This window comes from Algoriella xinjiangensis (assembly GCF_900115015.1).
Taxonomy (GTDB): Bacteria; Bacteroidota; Bacteroidia; order Flavobacteriales; family Weeksellaceae; genus Empedobacter; species Empedobacter xinjiangensis.
On the sequence record NZ_FOUZ01000010.1, the window covers coordinates 115840 to 132352 of the forward strand.

Annotated in this window: 18 protein-coding genes; 5 read left to right on the forward strand and 13 right to left on the reverse strand. The window is 32.2% G+C overall.

All coding sequences use genetic code 11. The features are described 5' to 3' along the window. Window positions 1–6 precede the first annotated feature (6 nt). A complete protein-coding gene (locus tag BM072_RS10775) occupies window positions 7–1242 on the reverse strand; it encodes a hypothetical protein (RefSeq protein WP_092908677.1) in 1236 nt (411 codons plus the stop codon). 365 nt (window positions 1243–1607) lie between these two features. On the opposite strand from BM072_RS10775, the gene BM072_RS10780 reads away from it, so the two are divergent. Further along, window positions 1608–2183 (forward strand): outer membrane beta-barrel protein, encoded by a 576-nt coding sequence (locus tag BM072_RS10780; protein ID WP_092908678.1) that lies wholly within the window; start codon window positions 1608–1610, stop codon window positions 2181–2183. 84 nt (window positions 2184–2267) lie between these two features. Here the strand turns inward: BM072_RS10780 and BM072_RS10785 are convergent, their stop codons facing one another. From BM072_RS10785 to BM072_RS10800, 4 genes are all read right to left on the reverse strand, one after another. After that, on the reverse strand, window positions 2268–2840 hold the full coding sequence (locus tag BM072_RS10785; protein ID WP_092908679.1) for a Crp/Fnr family transcriptional regulator: 573 nt from the start codon (window positions 2838–2840) through the stop codon (window positions 2268–2270). A 49-nt stretch (window positions 2841–2889) separates the two neighbouring features. Beyond that, window positions 2890–3564, reverse strand: coding sequence for a type 1 glutamine amidotransferase domain-containing protein (locus BM072_RS10790; protein WP_092908680.1), 675 nt, complete (start codon window positions 3562–3564; stop codon window positions 2890–2892). An 89-nt stretch (window positions 3565–3653) separates the two neighbouring features. Next, window positions 3654–3944, reverse strand: coding sequence for a putative quinol monooxygenase (locus BM072_RS10795; RefSeq protein ID WP_092908681.1), 291 nt, complete (start codon window positions 3942–3944; stop codon window positions 3654–3656). After that, on the reverse strand, window positions 3941–4558 hold the full coding sequence (locus BM072_RS10800; RefSeq protein ID WP_092908682.1) for an NAD(P)H-dependent oxidoreductase: 618 nt from the start codon (window positions 4556–4558) through the stop codon (window positions 3941–3943). The genes BM072_RS10795 and BM072_RS10800 overlap by 4 nt, the downstream gene beginning before the upstream one ends. A gap of 151 nt (window positions 4559–4709) precedes the next feature. Between BM072_RS10800 and BM072_RS10805 the strand changes: the two genes are divergently transcribed. After that, a complete protein-coding gene (locus BM072_RS10805; RefSeq protein WP_092908683.1) occupies window positions 4710–5516 on the forward strand; it encodes a cobalamin-binding protein in 807 nt (268 codons plus the stop codon). A 10-nt stretch (window positions 5517–5526) separates the two neighbouring features. Here BM072_RS10805 and murB read toward each other — a convergent pair whose 3' ends face one another. Continuing rightward, on the reverse strand, window positions 5527–6546 hold the full coding sequence (gene murB / locus BM072_RS10810; RefSeq protein ID WP_092908684.1) for a UDP-N-acetylmuramate dehydrogenase: 1020 nt from the start codon (window positions 6544–6546) through the stop codon (window positions 5527–5529). A gap of 18 nt (window positions 6547–6564) precedes the next feature. Next, window positions 6565–7764, reverse strand: a complete 1200-nt coding sequence (locus BM072_RS10815; protein WP_092908685.1) for a pyridoxal phosphate-dependent aminotransferase — start codon at window positions 7762–7764, stop codon at window positions 6565–6567. A 98-nt stretch (window positions 7765–7862) separates the two neighbouring features. Here BM072_RS10815 and BM072_RS10820 point away from each other — a divergent pair, with 98 nt between their 5' ends. The 3 genes from BM072_RS10820 (at window position 7863) to BM072_RS10830 (ending at window position 8961) form a co-directional block, all read left to right on the forward strand. Continuing rightward, entirely contained in the window at window positions 7863–8222 is a 360-nt protein-coding gene (locus BM072_RS10820) for a YtxH domain-containing protein (protein WP_092908686.1), read from the forward strand. Window positions 8223–8288: 66 nt separating this feature from the next. Beyond that, a complete protein-coding gene (locus BM072_RS10825; RefSeq protein ID WP_092908687.1) occupies window positions 8289–8645 on the forward strand; it encodes a phage holin family protein in 357 nt (118 codons plus the stop codon). Then, window positions 8626–8961 (forward strand): hypothetical protein, encoded by a 336-nt coding sequence (locus BM072_RS10830; protein WP_125112918.1) that lies wholly within the window; start codon window positions 8626–8628, stop codon window positions 8959–8961. Before BM072_RS10825 ends, BM072_RS10830 begins: the two co-directional genes overlap by 20 nt. 58 nt (window positions 8962–9019) lie before the next feature. Here BM072_RS10830 and BM072_RS10835 read toward each other — a convergent pair whose 3' ends face one another. The 6 genes from BM072_RS10835 to BM072_RS10860 all read right to left on the reverse strand — a co-directional run bounded on the left by BM072_RS10835 (window position 9020) and on the right by BM072_RS10860 (window position 16389). Beyond that, window positions 9020–10717 (reverse strand): AMP-binding protein, encoded by a 1698-nt coding sequence (locus BM072_RS10835; protein WP_245752137.1) that lies wholly within the window; start codon window positions 10715–10717, stop codon window positions 9020–9022. 116 nt (window positions 10718–10833) lie between these two features. Continuing rightward, complete coding sequence (locus BM072_RS10840; RefSeq protein WP_245752139.1) at window positions 10834–12822, reverse strand: DEAD/DEAH box helicase; 1989 nt, start codon at window positions 12820–12822, stop codon at window positions 10834–10836. 234 nt (window positions 12823–13056) lie between these two features. Then, complete coding sequence (locus BM072_RS10845; RefSeq protein WP_092908689.1) at window positions 13057–14472, reverse strand: L-serine ammonia-lyase; 1416 nt, start codon at window positions 14470–14472, stop codon at window positions 13057–13059. Window positions 14473–14687: 215 nt separating this feature from the next. Beyond that, complete coding sequence (locus tag BM072_RS10850; protein WP_092908690.1) at window positions 14688–15173, reverse strand: hypothetical protein; 486 nt, start codon at window positions 15171–15173, stop codon at window positions 14688–14690. 12 nt (window positions 15174–15185) lie between these two features. Next, a complete protein-coding gene (locus BM072_RS10855; RefSeq protein WP_092908691.1) occupies window positions 15186–15887 on the reverse strand; it encodes an NUDIX hydrolase in 702 nt (233 codons plus the stop codon). Between the two features lie 31 nt (window positions 15888–15918). Then, window positions 15919–16389, reverse strand: coding sequence for an Lrp/AsnC family transcriptional regulator (locus tag BM072_RS10860; RefSeq protein ID WP_019974505.1), 471 nt, complete (start codon window positions 16387–16389; stop codon window positions 15919–15921). Window positions 16390–16513: the final 124 nt, after the last annotated feature.

The following is a 16513-nucleotide window of genomic DNA, read 5'->3' on the forward strand; positions in this document are numbered from 1 at the left end:
TTTTATTTATAACAATATCATCGCTTGTATTGTAAACATACCATCTGATTTTTTGGATTGATCAAAAGCATGTTGATATTCGACCGAAATTTTAGCATTTTGCCCATCAATATACCAGTTCCCTCCTACTTTAAATTCTTTTACAGGCTCTATCAAACCTTTAAAATCACGGTGTGAATATCCAACATAAGGTTGAATACGATTTCTGAATTTAGACTCACCATCTTTTATATTTTTAGGCAATAAATAGCCTACATGACCAGAAAATTGATTTCCATCTCCAACCACATTTCCTTGTAAATATTTTTCGCCCATATCCGAATTTTGATATTTCGCATAAGCCGTTATAGATGAATTTTTACCAATCGGTGTATCATAAAAAGCATCAACTGCAAAATGTGTCACATCTTCTCCAATTAAGTTTTCAGCATTATCTTTTCTGACAATTGCATTACTTTGATTAAAGAAACCAGCACCAATATTAAAAACCTTTTTTGCGCCTAAATATGTACCCACGCGATACGGAAGAACATTAGATTCTTGATCCAAGAATTGATAATCAAAATAACCCGAAATCGCATATTTTCCTTCTCCAAGAATTGCTTTACCTAAGTATTTTTCTTGTCCATTTTGCAGTTCAGTTGTTGCATTACCATCCAATGTATTTGTAATGGCATCGCTTAATGCTAAACGATAATTTAACTTACCAATTCTACCTTTTGCAAATATCCCTAAATGGTTTGTAAATTGATCAGATAATCCAAGTGTAGACCAGTCTGCACGATTATTATCTAATGTTAACATATTAATAGACCCTTGCCCATTTCCTCGCGAAATTCCACCAAAATTATGCACTCCAGCACCAATCGCTAAATTATCTGTTACTTTATATTGTAAAAACATTTCGTGCAGAAAAAATGTAACATCTGTACTTTTTCCCATCGGAGAAAGATTGTTATCATAAATTCCATTTGCACCAAAATGCGTTAAGATCATAAATCGATCGTTAATTTGAGAATAAGCCAAAACACGCGCTCTTTTGATAGAAAAACCGTCATTTACATTTTTACCTTCATAATCTTGAAACCAAGTTTGTCCCCATAAAATGAATCGAATGTATTTATTTCCTTCAGGATTTAATTTAACAACTAAACCTCCATCATATTCTGAGGCATATTGTGCGTTTAAGTCTGAAATTCCAATTGTTATAAGTAGAGTTATAGCTCCTAAAAATTTTTTCATCTGTTAAATAAATGGTGTTACTTGTACATTATATTGTCGTTTGAAGTAGGTTTTCGGCAAAAAAATATTCGACTAAAATAATGATTTATATGGAATTATTACTCTTTTTGATAAAATAATCCATATTTATCTTATTCACACTAATTATACACCACTGAAATATAATTCCTTATCATTTTTAAAATAAAATCTTATCTATAAATTGAAAAGGACAAATGAATAATAGAGAAGCTTCAACAAATAAAAGTGAATCATAAAAATTTCCGAATAACAATTATTGACTTAATAATCAATTTGTTAAATTTAAAATTTTAACAAATTTTGGTATAATTTATGGAATTTAATAAAGTCTAAATCGAAACATTATGAAAAAAATTATTTTAGCAATTATTGCGATTCCATTTTCAATGATTGCATTCGGACAAGACGTTACAACTCCTCAAACTTCTGCAAATGTTGGTTCTACGCCAATCAAAGAAGGTAATTGGTTAGTTGGTGGTTCTATCGGTTCTTTAGGATATTCTTTTGAAGGAGAAAACTTTAACATTAACTTGAGCCCACAAGCTGGATATTTTATTTCTGATGGATTTGCTGTTGGTTTAACAACTGGATTTGGTTTACAAACGGTAAAAGATCACGACAATATTTATCAATATAAATTAATGCCTTTTGCTCGTTATTATTTCCCTGAAGGAGCAAGTTCTACGGGACGCTTTTTTGGACAAGGAGAAGTTGGTATAACTGGAGCTAAATCTGGTGGTGTTTCTGACACATCTTTTGGATTTGGTGTAAATGCTGGATATGCACATTTTATCACAAGAAATGTTGCGTTAGAAGGTATGTTAGGTTACAATTACTCAAAATCTAATTTAGCAAATGCTGAAGCACAAAACGGATTAGGTTTGGCTGTAGGTCTTCAAATTTATTTAGGACACAAATAACTATATAACAACAATTTTAAAAACGATACAATCGATAAAGTTGTATCGTTTTTTTAATGATTTAAATTTTTAAAATTTAAATATTTATTTCTTTGTCAATCTACTCAATGTTTCTCTAGAAACACCAAGATATTGGGCAATCATGGTTTTAGAAACACGCTGAAAAAGTGCTGGATATTGATGCAATAACAACTCATATTTTTCTTTGGCTGAATTTTTCATCATCGATAAAACTCTTTTTTGTAATGCAACATAACCCGAAAATGCTTTTTCACCATGAAAAATATACATTTTAGGAACAGCTTCGCACATTTTTTTTCGGTCTTCAAAACTAAGTTCTAATACAAAACAATCTTCTAAAGCTTGTACACAAACATTTCCTTTTGTTTCTTTTACTAATGCAGGATAATCCGAAATCCACCAATTTTCCATTGCAAATTGAATGATATATTCTTTACCAAGCTCATCCTCTGTAAATGCTTTTAAACAACCTTTTACAACCAAAAATTCGGACGTAATAATTTGTCCAGCTTCTATAAGTAATTCCTTTTTATTTACTTCTACAGGCGAATAATACGGTAATATTGTTTGAAATTCTTCATCAGTTAAAGCTACAATATCCTCAATATGTTGACGTAAAAAAATAGCGTATTCCATTTCTCAAAGTTAAGAAATGAAATACGCTATTATTAATATATTTAAAAAATTATTTACTCAATGCAACTTTCATTGCTTCCCCAACTGCCTTGGCAGATTGCGGATTTTGTCCTGTTATTAAACGCTGATCAACCGTAACATGAATTTCCCAAGGAGCAGATTTTTCATAAACTCCGCCTTGTGATTTTAATTTATCTTCTAAAAGAAAAGGAACAACATTCGTCAATTTCACAATTTCTTCTTCTTCATTACTAAATCCATTTACTTTTTTACCATCAATTAAGTATTTACCATTGCTTAATTTGATGTTTAACAATCCGGCTGGACCATGACAAACAGCTGCAACAACACCATTTTTTTCATAAATTTTGGTTGCAATTGCTGCTATATCTTCATTATTTGGTAAATCCCAAACTGCACCGTGTCCACCAGCATAAAAAATTGCTTTGTATTGCTCTGGTTTCACATCAGATGGCTTCATTGTATTAGAAATTTTGTTGTGATAATATTCGTTTTCCCAAAACTCTTTATTTTCTTCATCTGTCAAATCAAATCCATCAACTGGAGGATTTCCACCTTTAGGACTAACAAAATCTATTTCATATCCAGCTTCCGTTAACACTTTCCATGGATGTGAAACTTCACTTAAAAAATAACCTGTTTTTTCTCCCGTATTTCCTTTCTCTTCGTGACTTGTTACTACAAATAAAATTTTATCTTTCATTGGTTTAGATTTTTGTTGAGCATAAATAATACTAATACTTAAAAGTAAAATACAACTCAAAACGATTCTTATTCGATTATTTTCATAATTTATTTCTCAATTTTCTGTGTAAGAAGAACCAAAGGTTTTTCTTCTAAATAATCGGCAGGCAACGATATAAATTCTTGTATATATGGTTGCTGATTATGAAGATTTAATCCTTCTTGATTCTCCCAAATTTCATAAAACACGAATTGATTTTTATCTTCAATACCTTGGTGCAAGTCATATTTTATACAAGCTTTTTCTTTTCTAGTTTCGGTAACCATGTTTTCTAAAACAGATTTTACTTCGTCCAAATAAGCCGATTTACTTTTTACAATAGCAGTTATATAGATCATTTTACTAAATTTTCTTCGGTTACAAAAATTGATTCAAGATGTTTTGTGTATTCTTTTCTATAATTCTCAATACGTTCTTCTGTCGCATTTTTTTCTAAATCATGAAAGTGAAAACCTTGAATTTTAGTCATTCCAACAAAAGCATTCATGTGGTGAAAACCAAATAAAATACCATCATCTACAGATGTTTCATTAAAAAACTCTCCAGGCAATGTAAAAGCCGTGTCGGGCGCATTCCAAGTAGAATTTACAATGTATTTTTTACCTTGCATTAAACCTCCAGTACCGTAATTAATTGCAGGATTTTTGCGCGAACGCCCATCACTTGCATACATTCCGTTTTGGTGTCCTGCCGTAAAAACATCATCAATGTATTTTTTTAAACGATTTGGAACTTGAAACCACCAAATCGGCGTATTATAAACAATAATATCTGCCCACTTAAAGTTTTCGACTTCCGCAATTGCATCAAATTCATTGTTTATATTAAATATTCGAACATCAAAATCATTTGCTGTAAAAAAATCTGCTGTCCAACCAGTTAATGTTTTATTGAATGCTCCGCCAGAATGTGCAAAATTCTGACCTCCGTTTATAATAAATATGTTTTTCATTTTTCTTAAATTCTTTATGCAAATTTCCGTCCTTTTATCAAAATACACCTGTGATTTAGGTCACAAATTTTATACCATCAAAGCTCATTCATCTGATTATATCATTTTCGAAATTGAATTTCTAAGCTTATATTTATAAAAAAAATAAGCAATGTTTATCCATCGATATCCGCAACGAATAGTTTGTTTAACAGAAGAAGGCACCGAAATTTTATACGCAATTGGCGAACAACATCGCTTGGTCGGAATTAGTGGTTTTACATATCGTCCGCCCGAAGCCAGAAAAGAAAAGCCTAAAGTCTCTACTTTTTTAGATGCTAAATTTGAAGATATTATTGCTTTGCAACCAGATTTGGTGATTGGATATTCGGATTTACAAGCTGATATTGCGGCAGAATTAATTCGACGTGGAATTAACGTTTTTATTTTTAATCATCATACAGTCGAAGAAATTCTGAATATGATTGTACAATTTACATCTTTGATTGGTTGCCAAGAAAAAGGATTTGAATTGATTGAAAACTATCAAAATCGTATCCATAAAATAAAATTAGAAGCTCAAAATTTAGCTTATCAACCAACTGTTTTTTTTGAAGAATGGGACGAACCAATTATTTCTGGAAGCGCTTGGGTTAATGATTTGATTGAAATAGCTGGTGGAAGATTAGCTTTTCCCGAACTTAAAAATAAAGCGTTAGCAAAAGATAGAATTTTGTTAGATGAACAAGTAATAGACCGAAATCCAGAAGTTATTATTGGTTCGTGGTGTGGAAAAATGTTCAAACCAGAAAAAGTAAAAAAACGTTTGGGATTTGATCAAGTAAAAGCCGTTCAAAACAACTTTTTGTTCGAAATAAAATCTGAATTAATTTTACAACCTGGTCCCGCAGCTTTGACTGATGGTTTAGATGAAATTGTAAAAATCATACAATATGTTACAAAAAATCCCGCCAATTAGCGGGATTTTTTTATTTTATAATATTTACTTCACGTTCCAGAGTTACGCCATATTTGGCTTTTACATCCTCTATAATTTGTTCGGATAAATCATAAATTTCTTTTCCGGTTGCATTTCCGTAATTCACTAAAACCAAAGCTTGTTTGTCGTGAACACCCGCATCACCAAAACGTTTACCTTTCCAGCCAGCTTGCTCTATTAGCCAACCTGCGGCTAATTTTATGCCACTATCTGTTTTGTAATGTGCAATTTGTGGATGATTTTTTTCAATCTCAGCAAACTCATCATTCGAAATAACTGGATTTTTGAAAAAACTACCCGAATTTCCTATTTGAGAAGGATCTGGTAATTTACTTTCTCTAATTTTTATCACAGCTCGGCTAATATCCTGAATAGTTGGATTGATAATCTGCTCCGAATCTAACTCAGTTTTTATTGCGCCATAATCTACATGAAGTTGATGATTTTGCTTTGTCAATTTAAACGTAACCGCAACCAAAACGTATTTACCTCTCAATTCGTTTTTGAAAATAGATTCGCGGTAACCAAAATGACATTCTTCATTCGTAAAGATTCTTTCGTTACCCGTCTCCAATTCTAACGTTTGTACCTCTACAATATAGTCTTTTACCTCTACGCCGTAAGCGCCAATATTTTGCATCGGAGCGGTACCAACATTACCCGGAATTAAAGATAAATTTTCTAATCCTCCGAAATCATGTTCTAAAGTCCATTCAACAAAATGATGCCAATTTTCGCTTCCTTGCGATTTTACATAAACATAATCGTTGTCTTCTTTTAGAATTTCGATTCCTTTTAAATTTAATTTTAAAACAATTCCTGGAAAATTATCTACAAAAAGCATATTGCTTCCGCCACCAATAAATAAGATTGGTAAATCTTTTTGACGTCGAAATACAAGCACTTTGCGCAAATCATTAATCGTAGAAACATCTACAAAATATTTTGCTTTGGCTTCTATTCCAAAAGTGTTATATAATTTTAACGAATAATTTTCGATGATATCCATCTTCTTCTTAATCTGTTATTATCTAATTGTACCTGGATATTGCTCTAAAGCTTCTTTCAATAATTCGACAGAACGAACTAAATCTTCTTCTTTTAAAACATAAGCCAAACGAACTTCTTGTATTCCTGAATTTGGAGTAGAATAAAATCCTGCTCCTGGCGCTAACATTACTGTTTCTCCATTTGAACTGAAAGATTCTAACAACCAAATTGCAAATTTCTCTGCATTATCTACTGGTAATTGAATCATACAATAAAATGCTCCTTTTGGATTTGGACAAACAACACCTGGAATTTGTTGTAAACCTGCAACCAATGTATTGCGACGTTTTAAATATTCTGTACGACAATCTTCAAAATAAGTTCCGACATTTCTGTGTGCTAATGTTGCAATGTATTGTGAAATTTCTACAGGACTTAAACGCGCTTGTGCAAATAACATTGCTGCTTTTAAGAAACCTTCGTTACGCGAAATTAATGCTCCAGAACGTGCTCCACATAAAGAAAAACGTTTCGATTCTGAATCAATTACAATTACATTATTTTTTAGTTCAGGAAAACTTAATACAGATGTAAATTCTTCTTCTGTATATAAATATTCTGCATAAACTTCGTCTGCAATTAAATAAATATCATGTTTTAGTACTAAATCTTTTAATTGTATTAATTCTTCTTTCGAATAAACATATCCAGTTGGATTACCTGGATTACAAATTAAAATAGCACGAGTTTTGTCTCTAATTTTTTTCGCAAATTCTTCGATAGATGGTAACGAAAAATTATTTTCGATTCCAGAAGGAACAGGAACAATGTTTACATCGTTTTCACATGTAAATCCGTTGTAATTTGCATAAAAAGGTTCTGGAATAATGATTTCATCACCTGGATTTGCAATAATTCCGAAAATAAACAACAAAGCTTCAGATCCACCTAAAGTTGCAATAAAATTTTCTGGTGTTAAATCTATACCTCTATTTTTATAATAATCTGCTAATGCCTGACGATACTCCAAAGTACCTTCAGAATGTGTATATGAAATTATATTAGACGGAAAATTTTTCAATCCTTCTAAAACCGCTTTTGGCGATTCGATATCTGGTTGACCAATATTTAAATGATAAACCTTCGTACCTCTTTGTTTTGCTGCATCTGCGTAAGGAACCAATTTACGAATTGGAGATGCAGGCATATTTTGAGATTTTTCTGATAATACTAACATTTATTGTAATTTTTAAATCGGGTTTGAATCTTTGGTATTGTTTTTGTATTTTTATTGGTGTAAATATAAATACGTTTAATCTCAAAAAAAACTTTATTATGAGTAAATTAAATAATGCAACTAAATTATTAGCAGGATTAGCAATAGGAACAGCAATTGGAGCTGTAGTAGGTTTATTATATGCGCCAGAATCTGGAAAAGATACACGCAAAAAACTGAAAAAAGAAGCAGATAAATACAAAAAAGAATTAGATAAATATGCTAATGATTTTTCTGAAAAAGCTAAAAAAACGAAAAAAGAATTAGAAGTTAAATTAGAAGAAGTAAAATCTAAATTAGCTGAACAAAAAGACGAATTCGTTGCGAAAGCAAAAGAAGCTGGTAAAGATTTAAAATCAAAAGCAAATCAAACAAAAGAAGATTTAAAAGACGAATTCCAAGAAAACGTTGGAGTTTAATTAAAATTTAAATCAATAATCCTTAAAAATTATAACTAAATTTGTTCTTGAAATAAAACAATCTATATGTTTAACGACCTAAAATCTTATATTAATAATAGAATCACATTAACTAAATATGATCTCATAGATTCTGTAAGCAACATGTTAGCAAGTGGAATTTATGTACTAATTATAGCAGTTTTTGCTCTATTTTTATTATTATTAGGAAGTTTAGCATTTGGTTTTATTTTAGGAAGTTATTTTAATGATACAGGATTAGGGTTCTTAACTGTAACCGGAATTTATTTGCTGGTGATGATTCTATGCGTTTTGTTTAGAAAAAAATTAAAATTATTTTTAACAAACATTGCCATAGAAAATGCAATGGAAGCCATGTCTAACCACGATGACGACGAAGAAGATGAACAAGACGAAGATTAAACAAGAAATGTCTGCTATTAAAAATCTTGAAGATTTGAGAATGGCGAAAAAAAAGCTGAGAATGGAAATGAAAATTTCTGAAAACAAGCATGACAATTCGTTAGTTAACAAGGCGGTAAACCTTGTAACAAATCTAAAGTCGGATGCTTCATTTACAGCTACTAAAGTAGAAAACGCGTTGCATTGGGTTGGCGGAAAAGCTTCAGAAAAATATCCAATGAATGGTGTTACAAAAATACTTATTTCAGGATTAATAATGATTGCAGTTCCTATAATTACAAGTAAAATTCAGGAATACATTGAAGAGAAATTATAAATTATTTGAATAGAAAAAGCCTCGTTAATTACGAGGCTTTTTTAATTTTAAGTGAAAACTAATATTTCTCGTGAAAATATTCGTTTGGTATTTGTATCTTATTTTTCTTATCGACCGCCTCTTGATTCCGTAATTCTACACGACGTATTTTTCCCGAAATAGTTTTTGGTAAACTTTCTACAAACTGTATAATTCTAGGAATTTTATAACGCGCCAAATGATCTTCTGTGTACTTAAAAATATCATTTACCAACATTTCCGATGCTTCAAAACCAGGTGCTAAAATAACAAATGCTTTTACGGCATTACTTCTCAAATCATGCGGACTCGCCACTACAGCAGCTTCCATAATAGCTTCATGTTCCAATAAAACACTTTCTACTTCAAAAGGTCCAACTCTAAAATCAGATGCTTTTATCACATCATCATCGCGCCCAACAAACCATACATATCCATCTTCATCCTTGTACGCTTTGTCGCCTGTATAATATAATCCGTGCTTAAAAACTTTTGCCATTTTATCTTTCTGAATAAGATATGTTTTGAAAACACCATCTATTGTATTTTCATCATGAACAACGCAAATATTACCTTCTTCGCAATCAGGTACAATGTTTCCATCATCATCTGCAATCACAATATCATACAAAAAAGCAGGTTTCCCCATTGATCCATATTTTATTTTATCGTTGGGTAAATTTGCAATCATAGCTGTAGTTTCTGATTGTCCATAACCATCGCGAATCACAATTCCAGTTCCTTCTTTCCAAACATCAATTATTTCTGGATTAAGCGGTTCTCCTGCGGCAACACATTGTCTAAGTTTAAAATTATATTGTTTTAAATTTTCTAAAATCAACACACGCAAAGCTGTTGGTGGCGCACAAAAAGTAGTTACTCCTAAATCTTGAATGGTTTGTAATTGCTCTTTCGAATTAAATTTATCTGTATGATAACCCAATATTGTCGCGCCCATATTCCACGGTGCAAAAAAACTGCTCCAAAAGAATTTTGCCCAACCAGGTTGAGAAATGTTGTAATGCAAATCGCCTGGTTTCATACAAACCCAAGACGAAGTTGTAAATCCACCAACCGGATAAGTAAAATGTGTATGAACCACAACCTTCGGCATTCCGGTAGTTCCAGACGTAAAAAAGTAAAATAAATCATCATCTGGTCGCGTATCAGCAGCCTCGGCTTCAGTCGATTCATTCCATAATTGATTGATGTTTACCCAACCTTCTCTTTCGCCTTCAGTAATTAATTTGATTTTGATTTTTTTATCAAATTTAGATTCAGCTTCATCTATTTTTGGTGCATTTACTTGATCTGCTAATGCAACTTCGGGAAAAGAAGATTCGAATCTGAAAGCTAAATCACGTGCTTCTAAAGTTGTAGCGGCTGGTATAATGATTAATCCGCCTTTTATTGCGGCTAAATATCCAATCCATGTGATTGGTAGTAATGGAACTTGAGAAAACATTTTGTCGCCTTCTTTTATTCCATTTTTTCTTAAATAATTTAAAAATTGATTGTATTTTTCTGACAAATCATTAAAAGTATAATCTTCTCTTTTGTCATTATATTTCCAAATCAAAGCATTTTGATGACCTAATTGAGCAACATTGTGCGGTTCAAAAATATCTCTAACCCAATTAAATTTTTCAGGTTTGAATATTTTAATTGCTTTTAACTGCTCATAATTCTCTTGTTCGATTGCTGATCGAATAGAATTAAATAATTCTTGTATTGTCATTTATTTGTGGTTTTAAATAAATATAAATAAAAAATATGTTTGACAATACTTTATTAAATAAAAAAAGGATGATTTTATCAAAATCATCCTTTTTTATATTATTTAGTGAGAAATTATTAATCTCTACCTCTTCTTGAATTTCCCGTTCTGTTACGGTCTCCACCGCGGTAACCACCACGATCTCCTCCTCTACTATCACGGTCAGATGATGATCCTGCAGATCTATCACGATCTCCACCGCGGAAACCTCCACGATCTCCACCGCCTCTGTTATCACGGTCTCCACCGCGATTGTCACGATCTCCACCACGGTAACCACCGCTTCTTTCACGATCTCCTTCTCTGCGTTCTCTAAAACCTCCACCGCTACGGTTTCCTCCACGGTCTCCACCACCACGGTTTCCTCCACGATCTCCACCACGGCTACCTCCGCGATCTCCACCACGTCCTGGTTCTGGTTTAGAAATTTGTACATCTAAATCAACACCATCACGTTGAGCATCTTTGAAAGTCTCTAATACTAACGATTCGAATTGTGTATCTACTTCGAAGAAAGAGAAATTACGTAAAATTTCAATTTTTCCGATTTCGATGTTACGGTTACGAGTTTGTTCGTTAATTAAACCAATTAAATTAGGTACACGTAAGTTGTGTTTTTGACCGATGTTAATAAAGAATCTTGAGAAATCACGACCACCACGACGGTTAGGACGATCTCCTCTTTCACCTCTATCTCCACGATCACCTTCTGGTGTAATATCTTTTGTGTTTTTGTAATATTCTAAGAAAGAATTAAACTCAACAGTTAAGAAACGTTTTAATAATGTATCACGATCAATTTCTGCTAATTTTTCGTTAACTGTTGCCATGTATGGCTCAATTAATTCTTCATCAACTTCGATATTCTCGATTTTTTCGATTAAAGAAATTAAACGTTTTTCGCAAATTTCTTCACCTGTTGGCACGTTTCTAGGATCTATTTTAGAAGCAATTAATTTTTCTAAATCTCTAATTTTACGTGCTTCACGTCCACCTGAAATAATGATAGATATACCTTTGTTTCCTGCACGTCCTGTACGTCCTGAACGGTGTACATAAACTTCTGGATCATCTGGTAAATTGTAGTTGATAACGTGAGTTAATTCGTTTACATCAATTCCACGAGCAGCAACATCTGTTGCAACTAAGATTTGAATGTTTTGGCTACGGAATTTATCCATCACGTGATCACGTTGTGATTGTGATAAATCTCCATGTAATGCATCTGCATTATAACCATCTTGCATCAATTTATCTGCAACATCTTTCGCTTCGCGACGTGTTCTACAGAAAACGATACCGTAAATATTTGGATAATAATCAGCTAAACGCTTTAAAGCTAAATAACGATCTGATGAACGCACTAAGTAAACGTGGTGTTCAATGTTTTTAGATGCAGTATTTATTTTACTTACAGCGATTTCAACTGGCTCGTGCATATATTCTGAAGCTATACGACGAACCTCTGAAGGCATTGTAGCTGAGAATAATAATGTTTGTTTTTCTTCTGGCGTAGTTTCTAAAATCGAATCGATTTCGTCACGGAATCCCATGTTTAACATTTCGTCCGCTTCGTCTAAAACTGTCCACGTAATGTCATTAATTTTTAATGCTTTACGTTTAATTAAGTCCATTGTACGACCTGGTGTTCCTACAACGATTTGAGGATTATCTTTTAAACCTCTAATTTGTTTTGTGATGTCAGCACCACCGTAAACTGCTTGTACACGTACTCCACGCATATCTGTAGCAAACGTTTCTATCTCTTTAGCAATTTGTAAACAAAGCTCACGCGTTGGGCATAAGATAATAGCCTGTACCGATTGTGATTCTGTAGATAAATTATTTAAGATTGGAAGCCCGAAAGCAGCTGTTTTTCCTGTTCCTGTTTGCGCCAATGCAATTACATCTTGTTTAGATGTAAGGATTTGAGGAATAGCTTTTTCTTGGATTGGAGATGGGGTAACGAATCCCATTTTCTCAATTGCAGTTAGGATATCTTCTTGAAGTCCTAATTCTTTGAATGTAATCATGTTAGATAACGATACCGAGATAATGAAATTCATTTAATGTTTCATACCACGGTTTTATTTTTAAATTATTATAACCAACAGATATGAAAGAATAAAATTAAATGGCTGAGCAGCCTAAAAAATCCCTAAATGAATATTCTTTAACATCCGTACCTTAATTCTAAAAGGCTGTGCAAATGTAAGGATTATTTTTGAAACACACAACACATTCTCATAATCCTTACAAAACACATACAATTATTTATTGTATTGATAATAAATACATTACTAACAGTCGGCAATGTTAACTGCAACAGCCAGACCTCCTTCCGAAGTTTCTTTGTACTTATTATTCATATCTTTTGCAGTTTCCCACATCGTATTTACGACTTTATCTAAGGGCACTTTTACAGTTAATGGATCTGTATCTAATGCCAATTCTGCTGCATTTATAGCTTTTATTGCGCCCATAGCGTTACGCTCAATACAAGGAATTTGTACCAAACCACCAATCGGATCACATGTTAAACCTAAATGATGCTCCATTGCAATTTCTGCTGCTATTGTAACTTGAGCTGGTGATCCGCCCATTAATTCGCACAAAGCTGCTGCTGCCATTGCAGATGAAACGCCAATTTCTGCTTGACAACCTCCCATTGCTGCCGAAATTGTTGCTCCTTTTTTAAATATAGAACCAATTACACCAGCAGTTGTTAAAAATTGTTCGATTTCTTTTTGACCTCCTTTATGATTTTCGATTACCAAATAGTACATCAAAACGGCAGGTATTACACCAGCACTTCCGTTTGTAGGTGCAGTTACAACTCTACCCAACGAAGCATTAACCTCGTTTACAGCAAGAGCAAAACAACTAACCCATTTCAGGATTTGACGAAAATATACTTTTGTTTTACGAATAGAAGTGATCCATTCTTGTGGTGTTGAATATGGTGTTGAACCTTTTAAATTATTATGCATTTCGAATGCACGTCGTTTAACATTCAAACCTCCTGGTAATATGCCTTCTGTATGACAACCAATGTACATACACTCTAACATTGTTTCCCAAATACGTTTTAATTCGTAGCTAATTTCGTCTTCTGTTCGAATTGTTTTCTCGTTTTCGAACATGATTTCAGAAATAGTCTTATTTTCTTGGTCACAAAATGCAAGTAATTCTGTTGATGTATTAAACAAAAACGGAAAAGCGCACGTGATATCTGAAGAAGAAGACAAATCATCTTCTTTTGTAAAAAAACCTCCTCCTATTGAATAGAATGTTGAAGAATATTCTTCTGATTCGTAATAAGCTGTAAAAGTTAAACCATTTGCATGAAATGGTAAAAATTCGCGGTTAAAAACAATGTCACTTTTTGGGTTAAAATTCACTAAAAATTTATTTCCAAAATTTAATTGTTCTTTTTCATTAATCGTATTAATGATTGATGAAATATCGTCAATTGGAATATATTCTGGATCTGCTCCACTCAATCCCAACATCACCGCATAATCAGTTGCATGTCCTTTACCTGTCAAAGATAAAGATCCATATAAATCTACACGTACACGCGAGATTTTATCAAATATAGAAGCTGCTTCTAATTCTTTTAGAAAAGCTTCTGCGGCGCGCCAAGGTCCCAAAGTATGCGAACTTGAAGGTCCTACGCCGATTTTTAGCATATCAAATACCGAAATACAATCCATATTGTACTTTATTTACATTTTTTCCACACCTTACAAATATAGCCGTTAAATTTTCATATTCGCTTTGTTTAGCGACTATTTTTGTTAATTTGGGAATGATTTAACCTTAAAATATTCAAGTTGAATAGGTTTGATGCTTAATCTTTTTGAAATTGAGAATAAAAAAAATGGTTTCGAATATCGAAACCATTTTTCTATTTAATAAATAATTATAATTACTTGAATTTATACCAATATGGATAAATAATTGCCAAACCATAACCGATAAACACAAACAATGCAAACATTGTAAAAAGTGTTCCATCTGCCATAAATTCTGGCTGCATTGCTGCAGAAATAAACAATGTTGCTACAACCATGTAAACACCTACTTTTTTGTACGCATTTACCATAAAAATACCTACTAAAGCTAATAATCCTAAAACAATAGTTGCAATTGGATACCATTTTGGCATTGCTGGTGCATCATCATTCATTATTTGTCGAAACAAATAATCGTTGGTAACAAATAATTCGTAACCTCGATAAAGAATACTCAAAATCAAAAAGATCATTAAAAAAATCATTGATTTGAACAAGAATGATCTATCATTTCCTTGGTGTTTTATTTTTTCAGATTTTGTATTATCTGACATTAAAACATCCGAATCAAAGATATCTTCTCTTTCTTTATCGCTTTTTGTATTGATTTGATCTGTCATAACTTCTTTCTTTTAGAAAAGGAAATCGTATCCTTTTAAGCTTAATTTTTCGTATTTTTCTTCGTCAAAACGGTATAGTTTTGATACTTTACGATGTTGCTTAGGATCGGTTGTATTTCCTGTTTCGATAATTAAATTAGAGTTAAAAATTTTCTTTCTAAAATTTCGTTTATCCAATTCTCTATTCAATGCTTTTTCGTATAAACTTTGTAATTGCGCAATTGTAAATTCGTCTCCTAATAAATTAAATCCAACTGGGCGACGCTTTACACGACGCTTTACACGCTCTTTTGCGTATTGAACAATTTCATTATGATCAAAAGCTAAATCTGGTACTCTATCGTAAGCATACCATTCGCCTCCTTGCGATTTTACTTTTTCTTGTATTTGCGGCGTCAATTTTACCAAGGCATAATACGCAACATTAACAACACGCCCTAATGGGTTTCTAAAAACTTTTGTAAAAGCTTTTAACTGTTCTATATATGTTTGATGTTCGTCGTAAGCAATTTTCTCTATTAACAATTCGTGAATTGCCTGATCGTTACTTACAGTTGGCGCAATATATTTACCAGGTAAAACCAATGCTCCTTTAAAAGGATCGTTTAGTTTTTTATAAACCAATATTTTCAGCTCCTCTCCATCAAACCCGAAAAGCACGAGACTTGAACACAGCGCGACCTGAAAATATTTTGCTTTTTCTTCGTCTGTCATTTTGTGGAATGATTAAATTCGTAATTTAAGTTCAGTGAAAGATTGAATGCATCAATCTGTTTTTATCATTAAATGATTCTTCTAACGAAATCATCGATTCTGTTCTTAAAACGTCATCAATTTGATCAATTTTATAAATAACCTCTTTTGCATCAGAAGTATCTCTTGCTCTAATTTTGCAGAAGATGTTATATTTACCCGAAACCACGTGTACAACCGTAACATTTGGTATTTTGTACAACTCGTCGATAACTTTTTGAGTTTTATTTGTCTTAGTTAACAATAAACCTACATAAGCAACAAACTGATACCCCATTTTATCGTAATCCGTAATCAGTGTTGTTCCTTTGATGATTCCCGCTTCCTCTAATTTTTTGACACGTACATGAATTGTTCCAGCAGAAACATTCATTTTTTTTGCTATTTCTGTAAATGGCATTCTTGTATTGTCAATCAAATACATCAAAATTTTCTTATCAACATCATCAATTATGTAATTCATTTTCTTAGTTTTTGACTATTATTATTATTTTAATAAAAAATCTAATTAATTTTTAGCAAAAATATAAATAATACAAACAAACATCAAAATATTTTTTAATGATTTATTTAATATTTTACTTTTG